Raw genomic sequence first — 17,299 nt, 5'->3', positions numbered from 1 at the left:
TCGATTTCGTTGATACGAAGCAATTCTAAATTATCTAAAAATAAAACCATAGGGCATTTTAATTCTGGCAATAAATACTTTTCAAAGTAGTTATTACAGGTCACTTTACTGCCGAATTCTTTAGTTAAATTATCCCAGTCATCTAATTTAACAGGTAGTTCTAATTGACTACTAACATTGGCACATAACCAACGCAACAATTTATTCAATTCGGATAAATGGCTATTGTCAGCTTCCTGAAAACTAATAGATACAATTCGGTATTTTTTCTTTGCTTTTAATTTCTCTAACGATCGATTTATCAACATAGTTTTCCCCATCTTTTTAGGTGCTTTGATTCTGAGGATATAGTTGGTTGATAACAGACTTTTATAAATTTTTTGCTCGATTAATAGGCGTTGGATATAGTGTGGTGAATTAGTATCTTGTACAGGATTAGATTTTTTGATTTTTCTGGATTTATTTTCACATTCTTCATAGTCAAAACATTCTTCAAAAGAGAATGGATAATTAGTAGTAACGTAGTTAGAAAATATTTTGATACTTTTTGAGCTAACTCCTTCGTTTCCAACAATGATTTTGCTCACAGTAGTCCGATGTAAATCAGCTTTTTTGCTAATTTCACTAAAGCTGTTCTCTTGATAAATTTTTTGAACTTTCTCGTGTCCTGCTTTTGTAAGTATATAAGAAGTCATTATAACACCATCCTGCTCACTAATGTTGTCGATCATCGACAACTTTTAAAATTCCTTGGCAAATTGTAACTCTCTATGATGCTGAATCGCTTACTCTGTAATAATTCTTCAAGATGTCTAATTAAAGTCAACCAAAGTTGTCGATCATCGACAACTTTTTTTTGTTCGCCTCTGCTATTCTAAATAATGAGATTGTAAACAATCGGATTTTTACTGAGGTCCCACTATTTGACAGTTAAGTATTTAAGCAGTCGTACTTCTTTAGTAGACCTTAGTAAGCATTCAGGCATCAGCTATGAAAGGCCAATTAAAATAGGGTTTACGGGTACAACCTATTTTATCATTGCAACCGACAGGGAAGCAATCTCAAATCCTAATTTTTCCTACCTCATGGGTAGCTCCTGTAATATTACATCCGGATAATTACTGGGACTTACGCAAATAAACCAGGTTTTTAGGATAAATCGTTGTTTTCCACAATAAATATTGACAAAAAAACCAGTTTATGGGTTCGCCTGGGTAAGTCCTGTATACCCTAGTCATTTCAGTTATCAGTTATCAGTTATCAGTTATCAGTACCTCTACCTGAAGTATTGGGATTGAAATATTGAACCTGTTTTTTCATCCCCTTGAAAGGGGGAGACTTGAGACCTGATTTTTTGGTCATTGCGACTATAACTTGTGAAAGAAAGCAACTTCAGGGGCACACGGAGATTGCTTAATATCGTCGCTGCGGACGACTGTTTAACCGGATTTTATACAATAGTTATGTTTGCGCTGCATGACTCAGGAAATAAAATTGGTCATCATCTAACCATACTAAGTTATTACCTTCAATAGCTGTTTTGCCACCGGAAAACTTCGCTTTTCCGTGCTGGACTGCTGCGCCAACATATTCCGTAGGAAAACGCTGCATGACACCAATGTATAGGATTATACAGGCAATAGCTGAATACTGAATGCTAATAGCTGAATACTTACATACCTGAGCAAATTACTGAAAAAAATCAGGAAATTTTCTTAGAAATCTCAAAAACTTATTGTTTTTTCGATCATATTCACAGAAGTAACTATGAGTAATCCAAAAAATCATCAAACACATCGCTTAACAAGTTTAACTCAAGCAATTTTAGCAGCGATCGCTTCAACTTGTGGTCTAGGAGTTAAAGTCGCTCTAGCAGATCCACCACCTGCGCCACCACCTTTAACTGTATTACCTCCAGTCTTCTGCTTCCGGTTCACTGATATTAAAGCTGTGGAAGACGATCCAGAAGGAGATAAATTTCAAATTGCCTTTGAAGTTCTCAACTGGTCCAACCAAGCTGCTGCAGGTGTCCGTATTGCCCTCAACGAAGGAACACGAGGTCTTGATGGTACAGCACCCACTTTTGCTGGTGCAGGAGTTGACGGTAATGGTCGCCCTCTTGGTCCTGACGCAGACCCGTTACCAGGAAATCAATTGTTTAGCAACACTGGTAGTGTAGTGCAATCAACTGACACAGCGATTCAATGGGATGCCAGTCAGCTTAACTTTGATACCTTTACTGAAGGACCAATACCAAACCGGGACTTGCTTGGTGTTGGACCAAGAAACACCCCTGGTGCTTGCGCTTTAGTTCCTGGTTGTCGAGTTGTCGGCAATAATCCTCAAGTTGCTGACTGGGATACCGTTGATGATGGTAATAATGTTCTGGATGGTTTCGTTATCACAGTAGATGATTTCGATGAACAAGAGGTACTTTCTTTCAACTGGGATCTCCTTAATGTTGCTGGCGACCGTATTGGAGATACTAATGATTATGGTTTCGGTACAGTGAATATTGCCCGCATACCTATCGATGCAGATCCTGATGCTGATTTCCGAATTTTTGAGCCAAATACTGGTGTAGAGCGCTCCAAACGATTATTTGCTGAAAATTCTCATACGGTTACGGAATTTTCTCCTGTTAATTATGACACGACTATTGCAGGTGGTTTGTCTGCTACGAATATCGTGGAAACTCAAGATATTTCTACAGGAGGAGATGAACCTATTGCTCTGTTTGCTGCAGAATTTGGGGCAGCAATTACTGGTGAATTTTTGAACCCTGCGGATAACATTTTTGGTACTCCTGTGAATGCTCAATTAGTAGCTAGTAACTCTGGTTCTGGCGGTTCCGGTGGCTCTGGCGGTTCTGGCGGTTCTGGCGGTTCCGGTGGTTCCGGTGGAGTAGGTTCTGGCGGTTCCGGTGGTTCCGGTGGAGTAGGTGGTTCCGGTGGAGTAGGTTCCGGCGGTTCCGGTGGTTCCGGCGGTTCCGGTGGTTCCGGCGGTTCCGGTGGTTCCGGTGGTTCCGGTGGTTCCGGCTCTGTTGGTTCTGGCGGTTCTGGCGGTTCCGGCTCTGTTGGTTCTGGCGGTTCTGGCGGTTCCGGCTCTGTTGGTTCTGGCGGTTCTGGCGGTTCCGGTGGTTCCGGCTCTGTTGGTTCTGGCGGTTCTGGCGGTTCCGGTGGTTCCGGCTCTGTTGGTTCTGGCGGTTCCGGTGGTTCCGGCTCTGTTGGTTCTGGCGGTTCTGGCGGTTCCGGTTCCGGTGGCTCTAGTGGAGTTGGTTCCGGTGACCTAGAACCAGAGTCAGTTCCCGAACCTAGTACAATGGCAATGGTAGGATTGACAGCGATCGCTTTACTTGGCTATAAACGTCAACGTCGCAGTTAATCATATATATAGTATGTAGGGGCAAATGGCCAGCAAGCCCCTACAAAACCGAAAATTATACATTTTTTGTCGAATATTGACAAGATTTATCTTCCCTGTCGATTTTTGACAATGTTCAGAATGGTCAGTTTAGTAGCGATCGCTATCTTTAAATACAAACGTCATGGTTAATTTATAAAATCCGGTAGCAACGGTATAAAAAAGTAGAGAAACCGGGTTGATTAAATACCCCATTATACTAAAATCTACCCTCCATAAACCCGGTTTCTTATGTACGGTAGCAACAGACAAAACTAATGAATCTTAAGAACCAATACTTACAAACTGGGACTTTCTACCTAGCATTCTTAATTGCAGGAATTCCTGCTGCAACTGCCGCCAGCTTACGAAGCAGTGATGTAGTCGTTATTATCGATGAATCAGTTTCTATGTCCGGCGAACAAGAATGGATCGGCAACATGATTCCACAACTAGATGCAGTTCTGCAAACCCAAGGTCTCACAGGTCAACGCTTTGGTCTTGTTGGATTTGGTAGTAGTCGCCCGGACTTCTTGGGGCGATCTGTACCTGTAGGTGGAGCCAAGTTTGGCACTTCTGCTGAATTTGCGACTGCAACCAATAACTTACTGGTATCTGGTGGATTTGAAGATGGTTATTCTGCCATTGACTTTGCTCTGAATAACTATACATTTCGGGAAGATGCTGCTGTTAGCTTCATCCTAGTAACAGACGAAGATCGCGATAATGGCAACTCTAGTCTCAATTCCACCAATATCCTAACAGGATTACAACGAGGAACTGAAAACACTGAAGATGATATTTTATTGAATGCTATAGTCAACGCCAACTTCGTAAATAATGCCATTGGAGTTAACCATGAAGCAAATGCTTATATTGCTGACGGTAGAGGTGGATACACGAGTACCCAACTTCCATCCCTAAATGGTATTGTCACCAGTAGTTTTTTCAATACCGAACCAGATTATGTAGACTTAGCTCTTGCCGGTGGTGGTGCAGCATGGAACTTGAACCAACTGCGAACTGGTGGTTTAACTACAACCTCTTTCACAAACGCATTTATTGACATCAACGTCCGAGATATTCAGCAACGGCAAGCACCTGAAACCAAATTCCCTCCAGTCTACCAGTTCCGATTCACTGATATTAAAGCCGTGGAAGACGATCCAGAAGGCGATAAATTTCAACTCGCCTTTGAAGTTCTCAACTGGTCTGACCAACCTGCTGCAGGAGTTCGTATTGCCCTCAATGAAGGAACAGATTATTTTCCCATAATCGACAAAAGACCCTCTTTTGCAGGAGCAGGAATTGATAATAACGGTCGTCCTAATGGTCCTGATGCAGAACCCCTACCTGGAAATCAACCATTTATTAACACTGGTAAAGTAGTTCAATCAACTGATACAGCAATTCAATGGGATGCCAGTCAGTTTGATTTTAACACCTCTGTCAACGGAGCAATACCAAACCGCGACTTGCTCGGTGTGGGAGAGAGAAACACTCCTGATGCTTGCGCTTTAGTTCCTGGTTGTGAAGTTGTTGGTAACTCCAACCCTTTCTTTGGTACTCCCAAAATTGCTGACTTGGAAACCGTTGACGATGGTAATAATGTTCTAGATGGTTTCGTTGTTACAATAGATGATTTCGACGAAGGAGAGGTAATTTCTTTCAACTGGAATCTCCTTGGTATTGATGGCAACCCGATTGGCACCCCCGATACTGGGAATGAGTATGCTTTCGGTGCAGTAAACCTTGTTCGTACCCCTATTGATACAGATCCCAATGCTGACTTCCAGATTTTTGAGCAAAATACTGGTGTAGAGCGCTCCAACCGATTATTTGCTCAAGACTCTTATCAGGTTACGGAATATTCTTCTGTTAATTATGACACAACTATTGTCAGTGGTTTTTCTGCTAGGAATTCCCTGGCAACTCAAACTATCAATTCTACAGGAGGAGATGAACCTATTGCTCTGTTTGCTGGGGAATTTAGCGCAGGAATTACTGGTGCATTTTTGAATCCCGCAGATAACATATTTAATTCTCCTGTTAATGCTAAGTTATTGCCCAAACTAACTCCTAGTCCCGAACCAGAATCAGTTCCCGAACCTAGCACAATGGTAATGGTAGGAATGGCAGCGATCGCTTTATTTGGCTATAAACGTCAACGTCGTAGTTAATTATATATGTCGAAGCAAATGGTCATTCATCCCTACCAAACCAAACTTAAAGAAATTATTAAATAGACTTCTCCAAAAATCCAAGATAAAATCAATTATTATCTATAAAGCATCAATTAATCTCTACTTATTCCTGTTTATCGTTCCCTGTTCCCTATTTTATGGAGATGTATAATGGAAACCACAAATCAACTCTTAGACCTGAAAAAATGGCGTGAAACACTGATGAAAATGTTGCAATACCACGCCGATACTCCTTACCACTATGGCGATTATGGCGATGTGAAAAAATACCCCAGCGTTAGTACAGATGGCAACCATTTTCTCTTAGTCTATAAAGGATGGAAAAATGGCCGCCGTGTATGTGGTACTATTGTCCATGCTGAAATTCGCATCGATCAAATTTGGATTCACTACGATCATACCGAAAATGGTATGACAGAGGAACTTATTGTCGCTGGAGTACCTAAAGATAGAATTGTAGTTCCTTTTTATCCTCTATGGAGAAAATTATTCAATGGAAATCATAAATCAACTTTTAGACCAATAAAAATGGCGTGAAACAAGGAATTTCCTGCACGGGAGCAAGATGCTCCCACTGTTCTCGTAACAAAAATAATGACAATGCACGACTATTACAATGCACCTTTACTCTTTTTTTGTTGGGTTGCGGTGTCGCTTAATTCAACCTAAATCTAACATTATTAGATAATGATAAATAATCAAAAACATCGCCTAATCAATCAAGCAATCTTAGCTGTTGCTACTACTTTCGGTCTGTTTTCGGCCTCCGTTGCTAATGCTGCATCCCTTAATGTTCTGTGGTATGGTCATACAAATGCTTACAATTCCACAATCTCAGAAATAGCTGCTCTAGCACCAACATACGACCCCGAAGGCGACGGCAGTTTAGATTGGAATCTCACTTTCTGGAATCCCCAAGATCCTACACCTAACTTTTCTGATTATGATGTTTTGGCGATCGGAACTGGTTCAAAAGTTCAAACGCAAACTCAGGCGTTTAACTTCGATCCTACTAGGATTTTAAATAACAAAGAGGCAATATCCGCAGCTAGGGGCAACCGTACTTTCTTAAGCGGTCAGGATGCAGATCATCACTATAGTTTTAACGTTGGTCCCCGCCCTAATGGTCCCCTGGGATTTTTAATCAATGCCGTTAACTGGGCAGGTAGTGGAGAGGGCATGGGTATTGTTGTTTTGCCTGATGGTCATGGAAACCCAAATGTACCATTATTTCGTCAACGGTGGTGGTTAAATGAGAAGTCTTTTTTGAAGAATGAATTAGAAGGTTATGTTTCCTATGTTGGGGACGACAGTGTTGTGATTCCCACAGAAACATCCGAATTTCCCGTAAACGAAGGCTTAACCACCGCAGGTTTAAGCAACTGGCGTGGTTCCGCTCACACTGTTTTCGACAAAAATATTCCTGGTTACTTATCTATTAATGATGCTGGTTCTCGTCCTGGTTATGCTGTGACTATTGTCACTGCCTCCGAAGCTGACGGTAGCACTTTGCGGCAGGAAAGAGAAAAAGTTCCCGAACCAACAAGCACAGTTGCAATAGTCGGTTTAGGAGCGATCGCTCTATTCAAATACAAATGTCGCATTTAAGAATTAGATATCCCGTAGGTTGGGTTGAGGAACGTTTAGCTAACGCACAACTCCGTTAACGCTCCTCGACATGAAAAGCGGAGCTTATCCGTAGGATAAACCCAACAACAAATACAACTGGATTTGTTGGGTTGCGCTATCGCTTAACCTAACCTACATCTAATAGCGATCGCTCTATTCAGAGACAAATTAGATCTGCCCCTGGGGCGAATGGCCATTCACCCCTACCAACAAGAAACTATCCAATTACCAACTACAAAAATTATGAACAAAATCTACGAAACAATTGTCATTCTCGTAATAGCTACTACAGTCACTAGCGTAAACGTAGCTTGTCAAAAAATAAGCGAAGTAGAAGCTCTTAACGATCGCGCAGTAGAAAAAGTAGCTCAGAAAAATTACCAAGGGGCACTCGCTGATTACAACACAGCCATTGAAAAAGACCCCAATGATGCCAATTTATACAATAATCGAGCAAACGCCCATTTCCAAGCCAAAAATTATGAAGAAGCAATCAAAGACTATAACCAAGCCATAAAAATCGAGCCCGAAATGGCAGACGCTTATTACAACCGTGCTTACGCTCGTCAACAACTAACAGACTTCAAAGGAGCATTAGCAGACTACAACAAAGCATTAGAATTTGCTCCCGATAAAAACACTGAAATCAAAATCTATGGCAACAGGGCAACACTACATCATGCAGTAAAAAATTACCAAAACGCTTTAGCTGACTATACTCAAGTTATCAAAATCAACCCTGACATACCTCAAATTTACTCCAACCGAGCCAACCTTTATTATCAACAAGGAAACCTAGAACAAGCGATCGCTGATTACCGCCAAGCAGCAGACTTGTATCAACAGCAAGGAAACACTCAGTCTCAACAGGAGTTACTAGCTATTGTTTCCAAAATTGAACAAAGCAATTAATATTTTGGAGACTGCTCAGAAAGCGGGTTTGTATTTAGATATTTTGCCTAACCGACATCTACTAGCACCAACCCGGTTTCTCACTCCCAAGGGTGCAAGGTTCGAGATACCAAACTTCCCGTTAATATTAAAGTTAAAATTATGAATACTCTAGCTTTACAACATCAGCACTCAGCTAATCCTTATGGACAAACAACTCATCCATCTGTCACCAGCAAAACCAAACGTTTAATTGACATTTTTGGTGCATTAGTAGGATTAATTATTACAGCAATACTCGCCATTCCCATCGCTATTTTCATCCAACTTGATAATCCCGGTCCGTTATTTTTTACTCAAGTGCGATGTGGTTTTTTGGGGCAAACTTTCCACATCAGAAAATTTCGTTCAATGATTGTTGATGCAGAAAAATTCAAGCATTTAGTTAAAAACGAAGCTCAGGGAAATATGTTTAAAAACGAATGCGATCCCAGAATAACCAACATTGGTCGTTTCCTCCGTAAGAGCAGTTTAGACGAATTACCCCAATTTTGGAATGTTCTCAAAGGAGAAATGAGTTTAGTCGGAACTCGCCCTCCTACTATTGATGAAGTCAAACTGTATCAAACACATCACTGGCAAAGACTAGAGGTGAAACCAGGCATTACTGGAGAATGGCAGGTAAATGGTCGTTCCCATGTCAAAGATTTTGAAGAAGTAGTGCGTATGGATTTGAAATATCAGCAACAATGGTCTATTGCATACGATCTAGAATTAATCTGGAAAACTATCTGGGTTGTCTTGAATAAATCAGGAGCATGTTAAGAAGTCATTCCAGTTATCAGTTATCAGTTATCAGTTATCAGAAGTTAGATCAACAGGACTTACGCATAACCACTACATCTAGTAGGGGCAAATGGAAGAAAGCCCTCTAGGGATAGCGTATTTTCTAAGAATTTGCGTAAGTCCTGCTCAAGTCTCATTAATTAGCCATAATAAAAACGTTCTTCTCTTGAACGCGAGAATATTTTTCAAATTTTCCCCTGCTCCCTACTCCCTAAGTTTTTTATTGCGATTATTCAAAGAGACATGATATAACTTGTCATTGCGAGGCGTTAATATTAACAGTTAACCTTCAGAGAAAACAATTAAACTAGCCGAAGCAATCCCAGATTGCCACGGGGGGTTGAGCAGTTGGCAAGCTATATTACTACTATTCCCGCCCCCCTCGCAATGACATAATGAAGGTTAATATAGAATCCGGTTATACAGTAATTGCAAAATTACTTTCTCTTAATTACAACTCCCTATTCCTTATTCCCTAACTATTGAACAATAGATCTCTTGCTAAAAAATAATGAAATCAATTCAAGATCTGAAATCAACAATTTCCTCCCTCTATTCCCTATTCCCTCTCTTGGTGCGCGTTCCCTTGCGACTGTCGTCGTCGCGGGGTCGCACCGCTATTCCCTATTCCCTGACTTCTACAAGAAGTCTAATGATTAACCGCTTAATTTCCGCAATTCCTCTTTTAATAGCAACCATCTGCTTCAATAACATTGCCCATGCAGGCACCATCCGTCACGATCGCGCCGACGAGCAATATACTACCTTAGCAGAACTATTTCCCAGTGTCGGTTATCTCGACACAAAATTCTCCTCTGATGAACATCTCTGCTCTGCCACTCTCATTGATCCCAATTACATTCTTACGGCAGCACACTGTATCGACCCCAACGACCAAACTTTACTCAATGCTACTTTCTGGGCAGATGGTGTTCCCTATTCGGTAACAAATACTACTGCCCATCGGGGTTGGTTTTCTAGCGGTAGAGACTTTGCTGCAGGGTACGATCTTGCTGTATTGCGTCTGGAAACTCCTGTTTTACACCTACCGTTAGCTCCCCTATTCACAGGTTTTGATGAATCCGAAGAAATAGGAACTTATGTTGGCTTCGGAGCTACAGGCAACGGTTTCACAGGTTATTTACCCAATACAAAAGGTACGAAAAGAGCAGGTCAAAATATTGTTGAACTTGGTAGTAGTTTGGGATTATCTGAGAGCTTGTTGTTCTCAGATTTCGATAGTCCCTTCAGATCAGATCCTACCAAACCAGACACTATTCCTCTGGACTTAGAATATGTCATTGCTCCTGGAGATAGTGGAGGCGGATTATTTATTAATGGTCATATTGCTGGTATCAACTCTTTTGGGTGGGGGCGAAATGATGGTTGGAATAATTCAAGCTACTCTGATGTTGTTGGTTCCACTCGTGTTTCATCATATATTGATTGGATTAATGGTGCTATGTGGGCAATGGAAACATTGGAGACTAACAATTTTTTCCCAATGAGTTTTAGCACAACTGGTAACGAATTTCCAGAGAATCTGACTCCAAATAGAGCGCAACAAGATGATTCTTTTGATGAATCAAATGGGGTAGTAGCGATCGCTGATTGGGGTTTTGAAAATTATCAGGATTATATAGATCGAGATTTGAAAGAAACACCTGTTAAAAAGGTTCCCGAACCCAATATAAATTACGGGATTTTGGTATTTGGTATAGCGCTATATGTAAAACAAAAGTCAAAAAGAAAAAACTAAAAGTCAAAAAGAAAAAGTAATTGCCGATCTTACATCATTAGCGATCGTTTATGTTGTCGATCTTCGACAAGGTTAAAAAATACTGTTGTCGATTTTAACTCAATTTATGCTGAATGTATTGCTATGACTAATTTTTAGATTTATCAAAAAAAGTTTTCGATCTTCGACAACTTTTTTTTCTCTTGATGGTTTATTATTGACAACTAAGTTATTTACAACCATATCTTTCCAGAGGTATTACTATTTTTATGGAGAAATCTATGAAGCTTTTCTTCAATTTACCCAGGGTAGTTTGGGGGCGTTGCATAGGCAGGCCATTGGAATTATAGTCAGGACTTACGCAGGCGAACCCAGAAACCGGGTTGATCGGCGAAATTTCCTGGTTTGAAAATAATTAGGACAATAAACCCGGTTTCTTGTTTAGGTGCATAAATTTTGCTCCTCAATATAAATGACTTTATAGAAATGTGAAAAAAACTATATAAAGGAAAAAACAATTCTATGATTTACAAAACCAAACGAGTTATAGCTTCCCTTGGAGCAACACTTATCGCTTTAGCAATGGGAAAACCAGCCACTGCTAGCATCTTGTACAATTCCTCTACAGGTCATTACTACGAATTCGTTAGTGGTGGATACAGTTGGAGTCAAGCCAAGTCACAGGCAGAAAGTCGCTCTTATCGAGGTTTGCAGGGATATCTGGCAACCATCACCTCCTCAGCAGAACAGAACTTTATCGTTTCCAGATTTGGTGTCTCTAACTGGGGTGGATGGATCGGTGCCAGTGATGCTGGAAGAGACGGAACCTGGCGGTGGGTGACAGGTCCAGAAGCGGGACGAGTATTTTGGCAAAACGGCACGCCACTTGGTTACAACAATTTTCATCCAGGAGAACCTAACGAGTTGTTAAGCAACACCGAAGACTATGCTCATATTTGGAAACATGGGGGTGGTACTTGGAATGACCTGCCAAACGATGTGGCGCGAGCTTGGGGTTGGAAGCATCCCGTAGAAGCTAATAACGTAGGCTATTTTGTTGAGTACGGCGGTATTAAAATAGAAACTGTTCCGACACTTGAATCGTTTTTCCTCAACGGTCGGAATGGAAACATCAATATTTTTGAAGGGCAGTCGGTCTCGGCAACATTATCTGCTCAGGATGCAGACCTAGATGTTCTCGACTTCTTAGTTAATAATCATAAAGTAAGCACCAGGACTCCATCGGTAAGTTCTGGCAACGCATCCACAACAGTGGCATTAGGTCCGTTTGCTGACGATGGCACTTACACCCAGACCGCACAAGTAAGAGATGAAGACGGTGTTACTAGCCAAAGAATCACCAGAACCGTAAACGTCCAAAACGTAGCTCCAACTCTGCGGAATCTTAACCTGTCCAACACGGTCATCAATGAAGGCCAGTCAGCGTCTGTACAACTATCTGCCACTGACCCCGGCGCTGACAGCATATCCTTTTTCCTGAACAACCAAAATATCGGCACTGATTACCGAACTTCTGGCAATCGTGTCATCAATAAAAATCTGGGGGTATTTGCAGACAATGGAAGCTTTACCTACACAGGTCAGGCAAGAGATGATGATGGTGGCATCAGTAACACCCGCACCCAAACCTTAACAGTCCGAAACGTAGCTCCGACTTTACAGGGTTTTAACCTATCCAACGCAGTCATCAACGAGGGCGACTCGGCATTTGCAGAACTATTTGCCACCGATCCCGGTGCTGACGCCATATCCTTTTTCCTGAACAACCAAAATATCGGCACCGATACCCGAACTTCTGGCAACCGTTTCGTCAGGACTAATCTGGGGGTATTTGCAGACGAGGGAACCTTTACCTATAGAGGTCAAGCAAGAGATGACGATGGTGGTAACAGTAACATCTTTGCGAGAACCTTAACAGTCAACAACCTCGACCCTATCATTACCAGCTTAACCGAGGATTTCACTATTGATACCAACACCACATTCAATTTTGCTGCAACGGCGACAGATCCAGGTATTAACGACATTCTTACCTTTGATTGGGATTTTGATGGGGACGGTTTATTTGATGACTTTACAGGCAGCAGCGGCGAATGGTCGTTCTCAAATCCCGGCCTTTATGCTATGAATTTGCGAGTCTCAGACGGCGACGGGGGTTTCGCTTACGGTTCTTTTACAGCGGAAGCAGAAGACGTTCCCGAACCAGGTTCAGTTTTCGGTCTGTTAACTCTTGGTGCTTTGGGTGTCTGTTCCCGTCTACGCCAGCGTAAAGGGTAATAAATACAGGACTTACGCAGAAGCACCATCTCTCGTAGTGGCAAATGGTATTTGCCCTCTATGGATAGCCTATTTTCTAAGAAACTGTTTGTAAACTCATAAAAACCTCTCTCCAAACCTCTCTCCTACGAGGAGAGAGGCTTTGATCCCCCGGGGGCTTGTAACTGTTGGCTAAAATCTGGTATTATCTATAAAAATCTGGGATTATCTGTTTATGCTACTTGGATTCATGCGCTGAACTGTACCCAAATAAGCAACAAAAAACCTTACTCGCTAAACACGCGCTTTGTAGCTCGTCACGCTTGGAATTGGGGATTATGGTTAACTAGAAATATCCTAACTCACAATTCTAATAATCCTGATGGTAAACTTAAATTTCCCACATCTATCGACCTGCATAAACTTTTAGTAGCAATGGTTAAACAAACATAACTATTGGTACTATGAAGTATCTTGAGTCTGCACCCCAATATGCTTTGAGATATTTATCTTTACTCTTGGAAACGCTGCTTTACCAAAGTGTCTGGTCAACCTAAATTTAAGAAAAAAGGTAGAGATGATAGTTTTACTCGCTTATGGTTCAAGATCGGTAGGTTTTAATCGTATAAAACTACCTCGAATTGGATGGGTGAAAACTTATGAAGTTTTACCAGATAATGTAACTCCTAAATCTGTAACTTAAGCCAGGAAAGCTGATAGATGGTTTGTCAGCTTCAAAGTAGATAGAGTTTGTCAAATTACTGAGAAATCAGTAGATGTAGTTGGTGTAGATTTAGGAATTAAAACTTTGGCAACATTGTCAACAGGGTTCGTGTTTGATGGAGCTAAATCTTACAAAAAGTTAGAATCTAAACTATCTGAAAAGCAATACCTAAACAGGCATAAAACCAAATTTTCATGCTAACTGGAAAAAAGCACAGCTAAAAATAGCTCAGTTACATTGCTGAGAATAGCTAACATCAGGAAAGATACGTTGCATAAACTAACAACCTCAGCAGGCTAAAAACCACAACCAGATAGTAATAGAAGACCTGAATGTATCAGGAATGATGACCAATCACAAGTAGGGGCGATTCGCTTGCTCGCCCCTACAAGGCTGTTGCAGAATTAGGATTGAGTTTAATTGCCTTTCTATATTGGGTAACTGCATCCTGCCATTTCCCTTGTTTAAAAAACAACTGCCCCAAGTAATAGTAATTCCAAGCAAAATTGGGTTTTAATTTGATGAGTCTTTGATACTCTTTCTGGGCATCGTCTAATTTACCCGCCTGCAATCTTCATAAACTGACAACATACTTAAGCCTTGAACCACGGCAGAGTTGTCATAGAAGTATGACAATGTAAGCGGAATGTTACGCAATCATAAGCTGGCGAAATCAGATAGCAGATAGTGATTTTATGAGTTTAGAAGACAGCTTGGATATAAGTGCGAATGGTACGGTTCTGAAGCTCTGGGTAGTTGATAGATTTTTTCCATCATCAAAAACTTGCTCCTACTGTGGTCATGTCCAAGATATGCCCTTGCATCTGAGAACTTATGATTGCCCGTGACAAGTGGGTTGTCAATCTTATTGAGACAGGACTTACGCAAAGACACTATATATAGCGTATGGTAAGATAGAGCAAGCGTTTAAAAATAGAGAGCGATATAGCGGTCGCACTTGCTCCTCCAACTCCTCAAGACAAGTATCATTATCAAAAATTGGGCCCTGAAACTATATATAACTATAGTGTACTAACCTAAGTTTGGTAGGTGTTGCTCCATGTTAATAAATTTCATCAAAATACTCGTGCTTATAATAGACATCTCCAAAAATAAAAAATTAAATCAATTCTTATCCATAAATTATCAATTATTCTTCCCTGTTCCCTGTTCCCTGTTCCCTGTTCCCTAAAATGTATTTTTCAACACATTTTTCTCCCAAAAAAAGCCTTTGAGGGGCTTGATCATAACTTGTCTATGTTGTCAAGTTTTATGAAAAGAGAAAAATGTTTATAAAGCATAGCTTTGAAAGGGGGGAGGCAGAAGCTTTTCCCCATTATTACCTTAGATTTTATAGAACCCATTTGGGAGGTGTGGAAGGTGTGGTCCGTGTGGTCCGTGTGGTCCGTACAGGACTCAAAAAATGTAGGGTTGTAAATATTCTAGCTCAGACAATGAATGAGCAATACCTACTCCCCTACTCCCCTACTCCCCTACTCCCTACTCCCTCTTTTCTAGAGATACACTTAGGACTTCTATACACAAACGATGCTACCGGACATGATATTATTCGCCACAAATAAATATTATTACCGCCTTTTGATGTCGGCGACAACCGAAACGCATCCTACCTGATTTTATTTTTTACGCAGACTTAGTAGGTCGAAACACTAATACTCCATAAGCATCAACAGATAAATATTTCAATGCTGCTTGTTGAATATCTGATGACTCAAGCGCCTGAATATTCTGAGGATAATTGAGCGCAGATGCTAAGTCTCCCACCATTGAATGATAATAACCATATAAATTTGCTCGATCGCTTGGTGTCTCATTGGCAAAAATAAATCTATTCGCTACCAATGTCCGAATACGCTTCATTTCTGTTTCTGTCACCGACTCTTGTTGGATAGTATGAATGTGATGAGCGATCGCTGCTTCGACTTCAGCTAAATTTTCTTCTGGCAGTCTGGCGGAAATATAGAAAACACCTTGATGACGATGACTCATGTTACTCACGCCAATAGAATAAACCAAACCTCGTTCTTCCCGTAAGTCACGCACGAAGCGAGATGTTTTTCCCTGACTCAAAATAGTTGCCAACACATCTAAGGCATAAGTTTCATGTAATTCGGTTAACCCAGGTACGCGCCAAACCATCATTAATCTTGGTTGCTGAAGAGCTTCATCTACTACTTCATGGCGAACTATTTCTGTAAAAGGTGACTCTGGTATTAGATTGATATTGGGCGATCGTGGTATTTCTGGAATATTGCGACTATTGTCAGCTTCTATAAATGAGTCTGTGACAATATCAATTAATTCTTCTGCTGGTAAATTTCCCACTACAGCAGCAGTCATAGAATTCCCTTGATACCAAGTTCGGTGAAAGTCGCGCATTTGTTGAGCTTGTAGTTGAGAAATAATTTCTGCCGGACCTAATACTGGGCGACGATAAGGTAATTTTTCAAAGGCAGTTTCAATGACTTTTCGGAAACAACGACGGTTAGGGTTATCATTTGAGCGCCGAATTTCTTCAAGTACAACAGATCGCTCTCGTTGAAAAGGATCTTCAGCAATACTGGGGTTGAGGAGTACCTCCCATTGCAAAGGTGCTAATTTAGCAAAGTCTTTGGGAGCGGTGGTGATATAAAAGTGGGTGTAGTCTTGACTGGTGGCAGCATTCATTACGGCACCTTGTTGTTCTACTAAACGTTCAAATTCGCCACTCGGAAGTTTAGGGGTACCTTTGAAAATCATATGTTCGAGAAAATGGGCCATGCCGTTGATTGATTCAGATTCTAAGGCGGACCCAACGTTGAGCCAAATATTAAGGTTGACAGCTTCAACTGGTAGGTGTTCGGCAATGATAGTTAGTCCATTTGGTAGTTGACGAATGGTGGGAGCATTGAGATGTGGGAGGGTTGGTGGGACTAAAGTTAAGGTCATTCTTGATTTTATCTGTTGTTTATCTTCACTATATATATAGCAGAATTCAATAATTAACAATTAATAATTAATAATTAATAATTATTAATTGTTACCCAAAAATAAGGTCGAAAAGCTACCCTTTTAAAAGGATTAAAAAAATATTGGGTTCATTATTTTAATCATTTTAATCCCAATGGTGAGATGTAGTGACACTTCGCGAGGTGTCACTACTAACTGATAACTGAAATAACCTCTTTTTTTGAAAATATGATTGGTTAAAAGGATGTTTTTTATTCTTTAAATTACATATTTTAAACCTTAGTTTTTCAGTAATAAGGAAAGGTTCAATAATGGATAATGGATAATGGATAATGGATAATGGATAATTACCTCTCCCTTTTAGGCAGAGGATTGACTAAAAGGAAAAAATTTATTTTCTTCCCCTTGAAAGGGGAGGCTTTAAACCTGAATTATCTAATTATTTAATTGTTTAATTGTTTAATTGTTTCGGTAAAGACTTTAAATTTTATTAATAAATAATATCTGAACTTGATATACCGTTTCTCAGCAATCGTGAGGTACACCTATCTTTATTTGTTCCTATTTCCTATTCCCTGTTTCCTATTCCCTATTCCCTATTCCCTGTTCCCAGTTAAG

The 17,299-nt window shown here is 40.6% G+C and carries 14 protein-coding genes and 1 pseudogene; 11 read left to right on the top strand and 4 right to left on the bottom strand.

Features of this window, described 5'->3' with window-relative positions; all coding sequences use genetic code 11:
• Together F6K40_RS30610 and F6K40_RS30605 are read right to left on the bottom strand one after the other, a co-directional pair.
• On the bottom strand, nucleotides 1–695 hold a 695-nt coding region (locus F6K40_RS30610; RefSeq protein WP_293141408.1), incomplete at its 3' end, for an AAA-like domain-containing protein.
• 766 nt (nucleotides 696–1,461) lie between these two features.
• The gene (locus tag F6K40_RS30605) at nucleotides 1,462–1,611 is read right to left on the bottom strand and encodes a hypothetical protein (protein WP_293141406.1); all 150 of its coding nucleotides are present in this window, start codon (nucleotides 1,609–1,611) and stop codon (nucleotides 1,462–1,464) included.
• 156 nt (nucleotides 1,612–1,767) lie between these two features.
• On the opposite strand from F6K40_RS30605, the gene F6K40_RS30600 reads away from it, so the two are divergent.
• From F6K40_RS30600 to F6K40_RS30560, 9 genes are all read left to right on the top strand, one after another.
• Complete coding sequence (locus F6K40_RS30600; RefSeq protein WP_293141404.1) at nucleotides 1,768–3,384, top strand: PEP-CTERM sorting domain-containing protein; 1,617 nt, start codon at nucleotides 1,768–1,770, stop codon at nucleotides 3,382–3,384.
• A 296-nt stretch (nucleotides 3,385–3,680) separates the two neighbouring features.
• Entirely contained in the window at nucleotides 3,681–5,582 is a 1,902-nt protein-coding gene (locus F6K40_RS30595) for a PEP-CTERM sorting domain-containing protein (protein WP_293141402.1), read from the top strand.
• Between the two features lie 174 nt (nucleotides 5,583–5,756).
• The gene (locus F6K40_RS30590; protein ID WP_293141400.1) at nucleotides 5,757–6,143 is read left to right on the top strand and encodes an element excision factor XisI family protein; all 387 of its coding nucleotides are present in this window, start codon (nucleotides 5,757–5,759) and stop codon (nucleotides 6,141–6,143) included.
• A gap of 150 nt (nucleotides 6,144–6,293) precedes the next feature.
• Complete coding sequence (locus F6K40_RS30585; protein WP_293141396.1) at nucleotides 6,294–7,214, top strand: hypothetical protein; 921 nt, start codon at nucleotides 6,294–6,296, stop codon at nucleotides 7,212–7,214.
• A gap of 210 nt (nucleotides 7,215–7,424) precedes the next feature.
• Nucleotides 7,425–8,147: a tetratricopeptide repeat protein gene (locus F6K40_RS30580; protein WP_293141394.1), complete on the top strand. Its 723-nt coding sequence runs from the start codon at nucleotides 7,425–7,427 to the stop codon at nucleotides 8,145–8,147.
• Between the two features lie 141 nt (nucleotides 8,148–8,288).
• The gene (locus F6K40_RS30575; protein ID WP_293141392.1) at nucleotides 8,289–8,951 is read left to right on the top strand and encodes a sugar transferase; all 663 of its coding nucleotides are present in this window, start codon (nucleotides 8,289–8,291) and stop codon (nucleotides 8,949–8,951) included.
• A gap of 532 nt (nucleotides 8,952–9,483) precedes the next feature.
• Nucleotides 9,484–10,731: a S1 family peptidase gene (locus F6K40_RS30570; protein WP_293141390.1), complete on the top strand. Its 1,248-nt coding sequence runs from the start codon at nucleotides 9,484–9,486 to the stop codon at nucleotides 10,729–10,731.
• A 501-nt stretch (nucleotides 10,732–11,232) separates the two neighbouring features.
• A complete protein-coding gene (locus tag F6K40_RS30565) occupies nucleotides 11,233–13,008 on the top strand; it encodes a C-type lectin domain-containing protein (protein ID WP_293141388.1) in 1,776 nt (591 codons plus the stop codon).
• A gap of 556 nt (nucleotides 13,009–13,564) precedes the next feature.
• Nucleotides 13,565–13,690: a hypothetical protein gene (locus F6K40_RS30560; RefSeq protein WP_293141386.1), complete on the top strand. Its 126-nt coding sequence runs from the start codon at nucleotides 13,565–13,567 to the stop codon at nucleotides 13,688–13,690.
• Nucleotides 13,691–14,096: 406 nt separating this feature from the next.
• On the opposite strand, the gene F6K40_RS41100 is transcribed toward F6K40_RS30560, so the two are convergent.
• Nucleotides 14,097–14,282, bottom strand: coding sequence for a tetratricopeptide repeat protein (locus F6K40_RS41100; protein ID WP_365673337.1), 186 nt, complete (start codon nucleotides 14,280–14,282; stop codon nucleotides 14,097–14,099).
• A gap of 4 nt (nucleotides 14,283–14,286) precedes the next feature.
• Between F6K40_RS41100 and F6K40_RS41465 the strand changes: the two are divergent.
• Both F6K40_RS41465 and F6K40_RS30550 read left to right on the top strand, forming a co-directional pair.
• Nucleotides 14,287–14,556 (top strand): annotated as a pseudogene (locus F6K40_RS41465) (zinc ribbon domain-containing protein); the annotation flags it as partial.
• Nucleotides 14,557–14,997: 441 nt separating this feature from the next.
• Nucleotides 14,998–15,294 carry a hypothetical protein gene (locus tag F6K40_RS30550; protein WP_293141382.1) on the top strand — a complete coding sequence of 99 codons (297 nt, stop codon included), beginning with the start codon at nucleotides 14,998–15,000 and terminating at the stop codon, nucleotides 15,292–15,294.
• A 61-nt stretch (nucleotides 15,295–15,355) separates the two neighbouring features.
• Here F6K40_RS30550 and F6K40_RS30545 read toward each other — a convergent pair whose 3' ends face one another.
• A complete protein-coding gene (locus F6K40_RS30545; RefSeq protein WP_293141380.1) occupies nucleotides 15,356–16,660 on the bottom strand; it encodes a M16 family metallopeptidase in 1,305 nt (434 codons plus the stop codon).
• Nucleotides 16,661–17,299: the final 639 nt, after the last annotated feature.

This window comes from Okeania sp. SIO3I5 (assembly GCF_010672085.1).
Taxonomy (GTDB): Bacteria; Cyanobacteriota; Cyanobacteriia; order Cyanobacteriales; family Microcoleaceae; genus Trichodesmium.
This window is presented reverse-complemented; position numbering and strand designations above follow the sequence as displayed.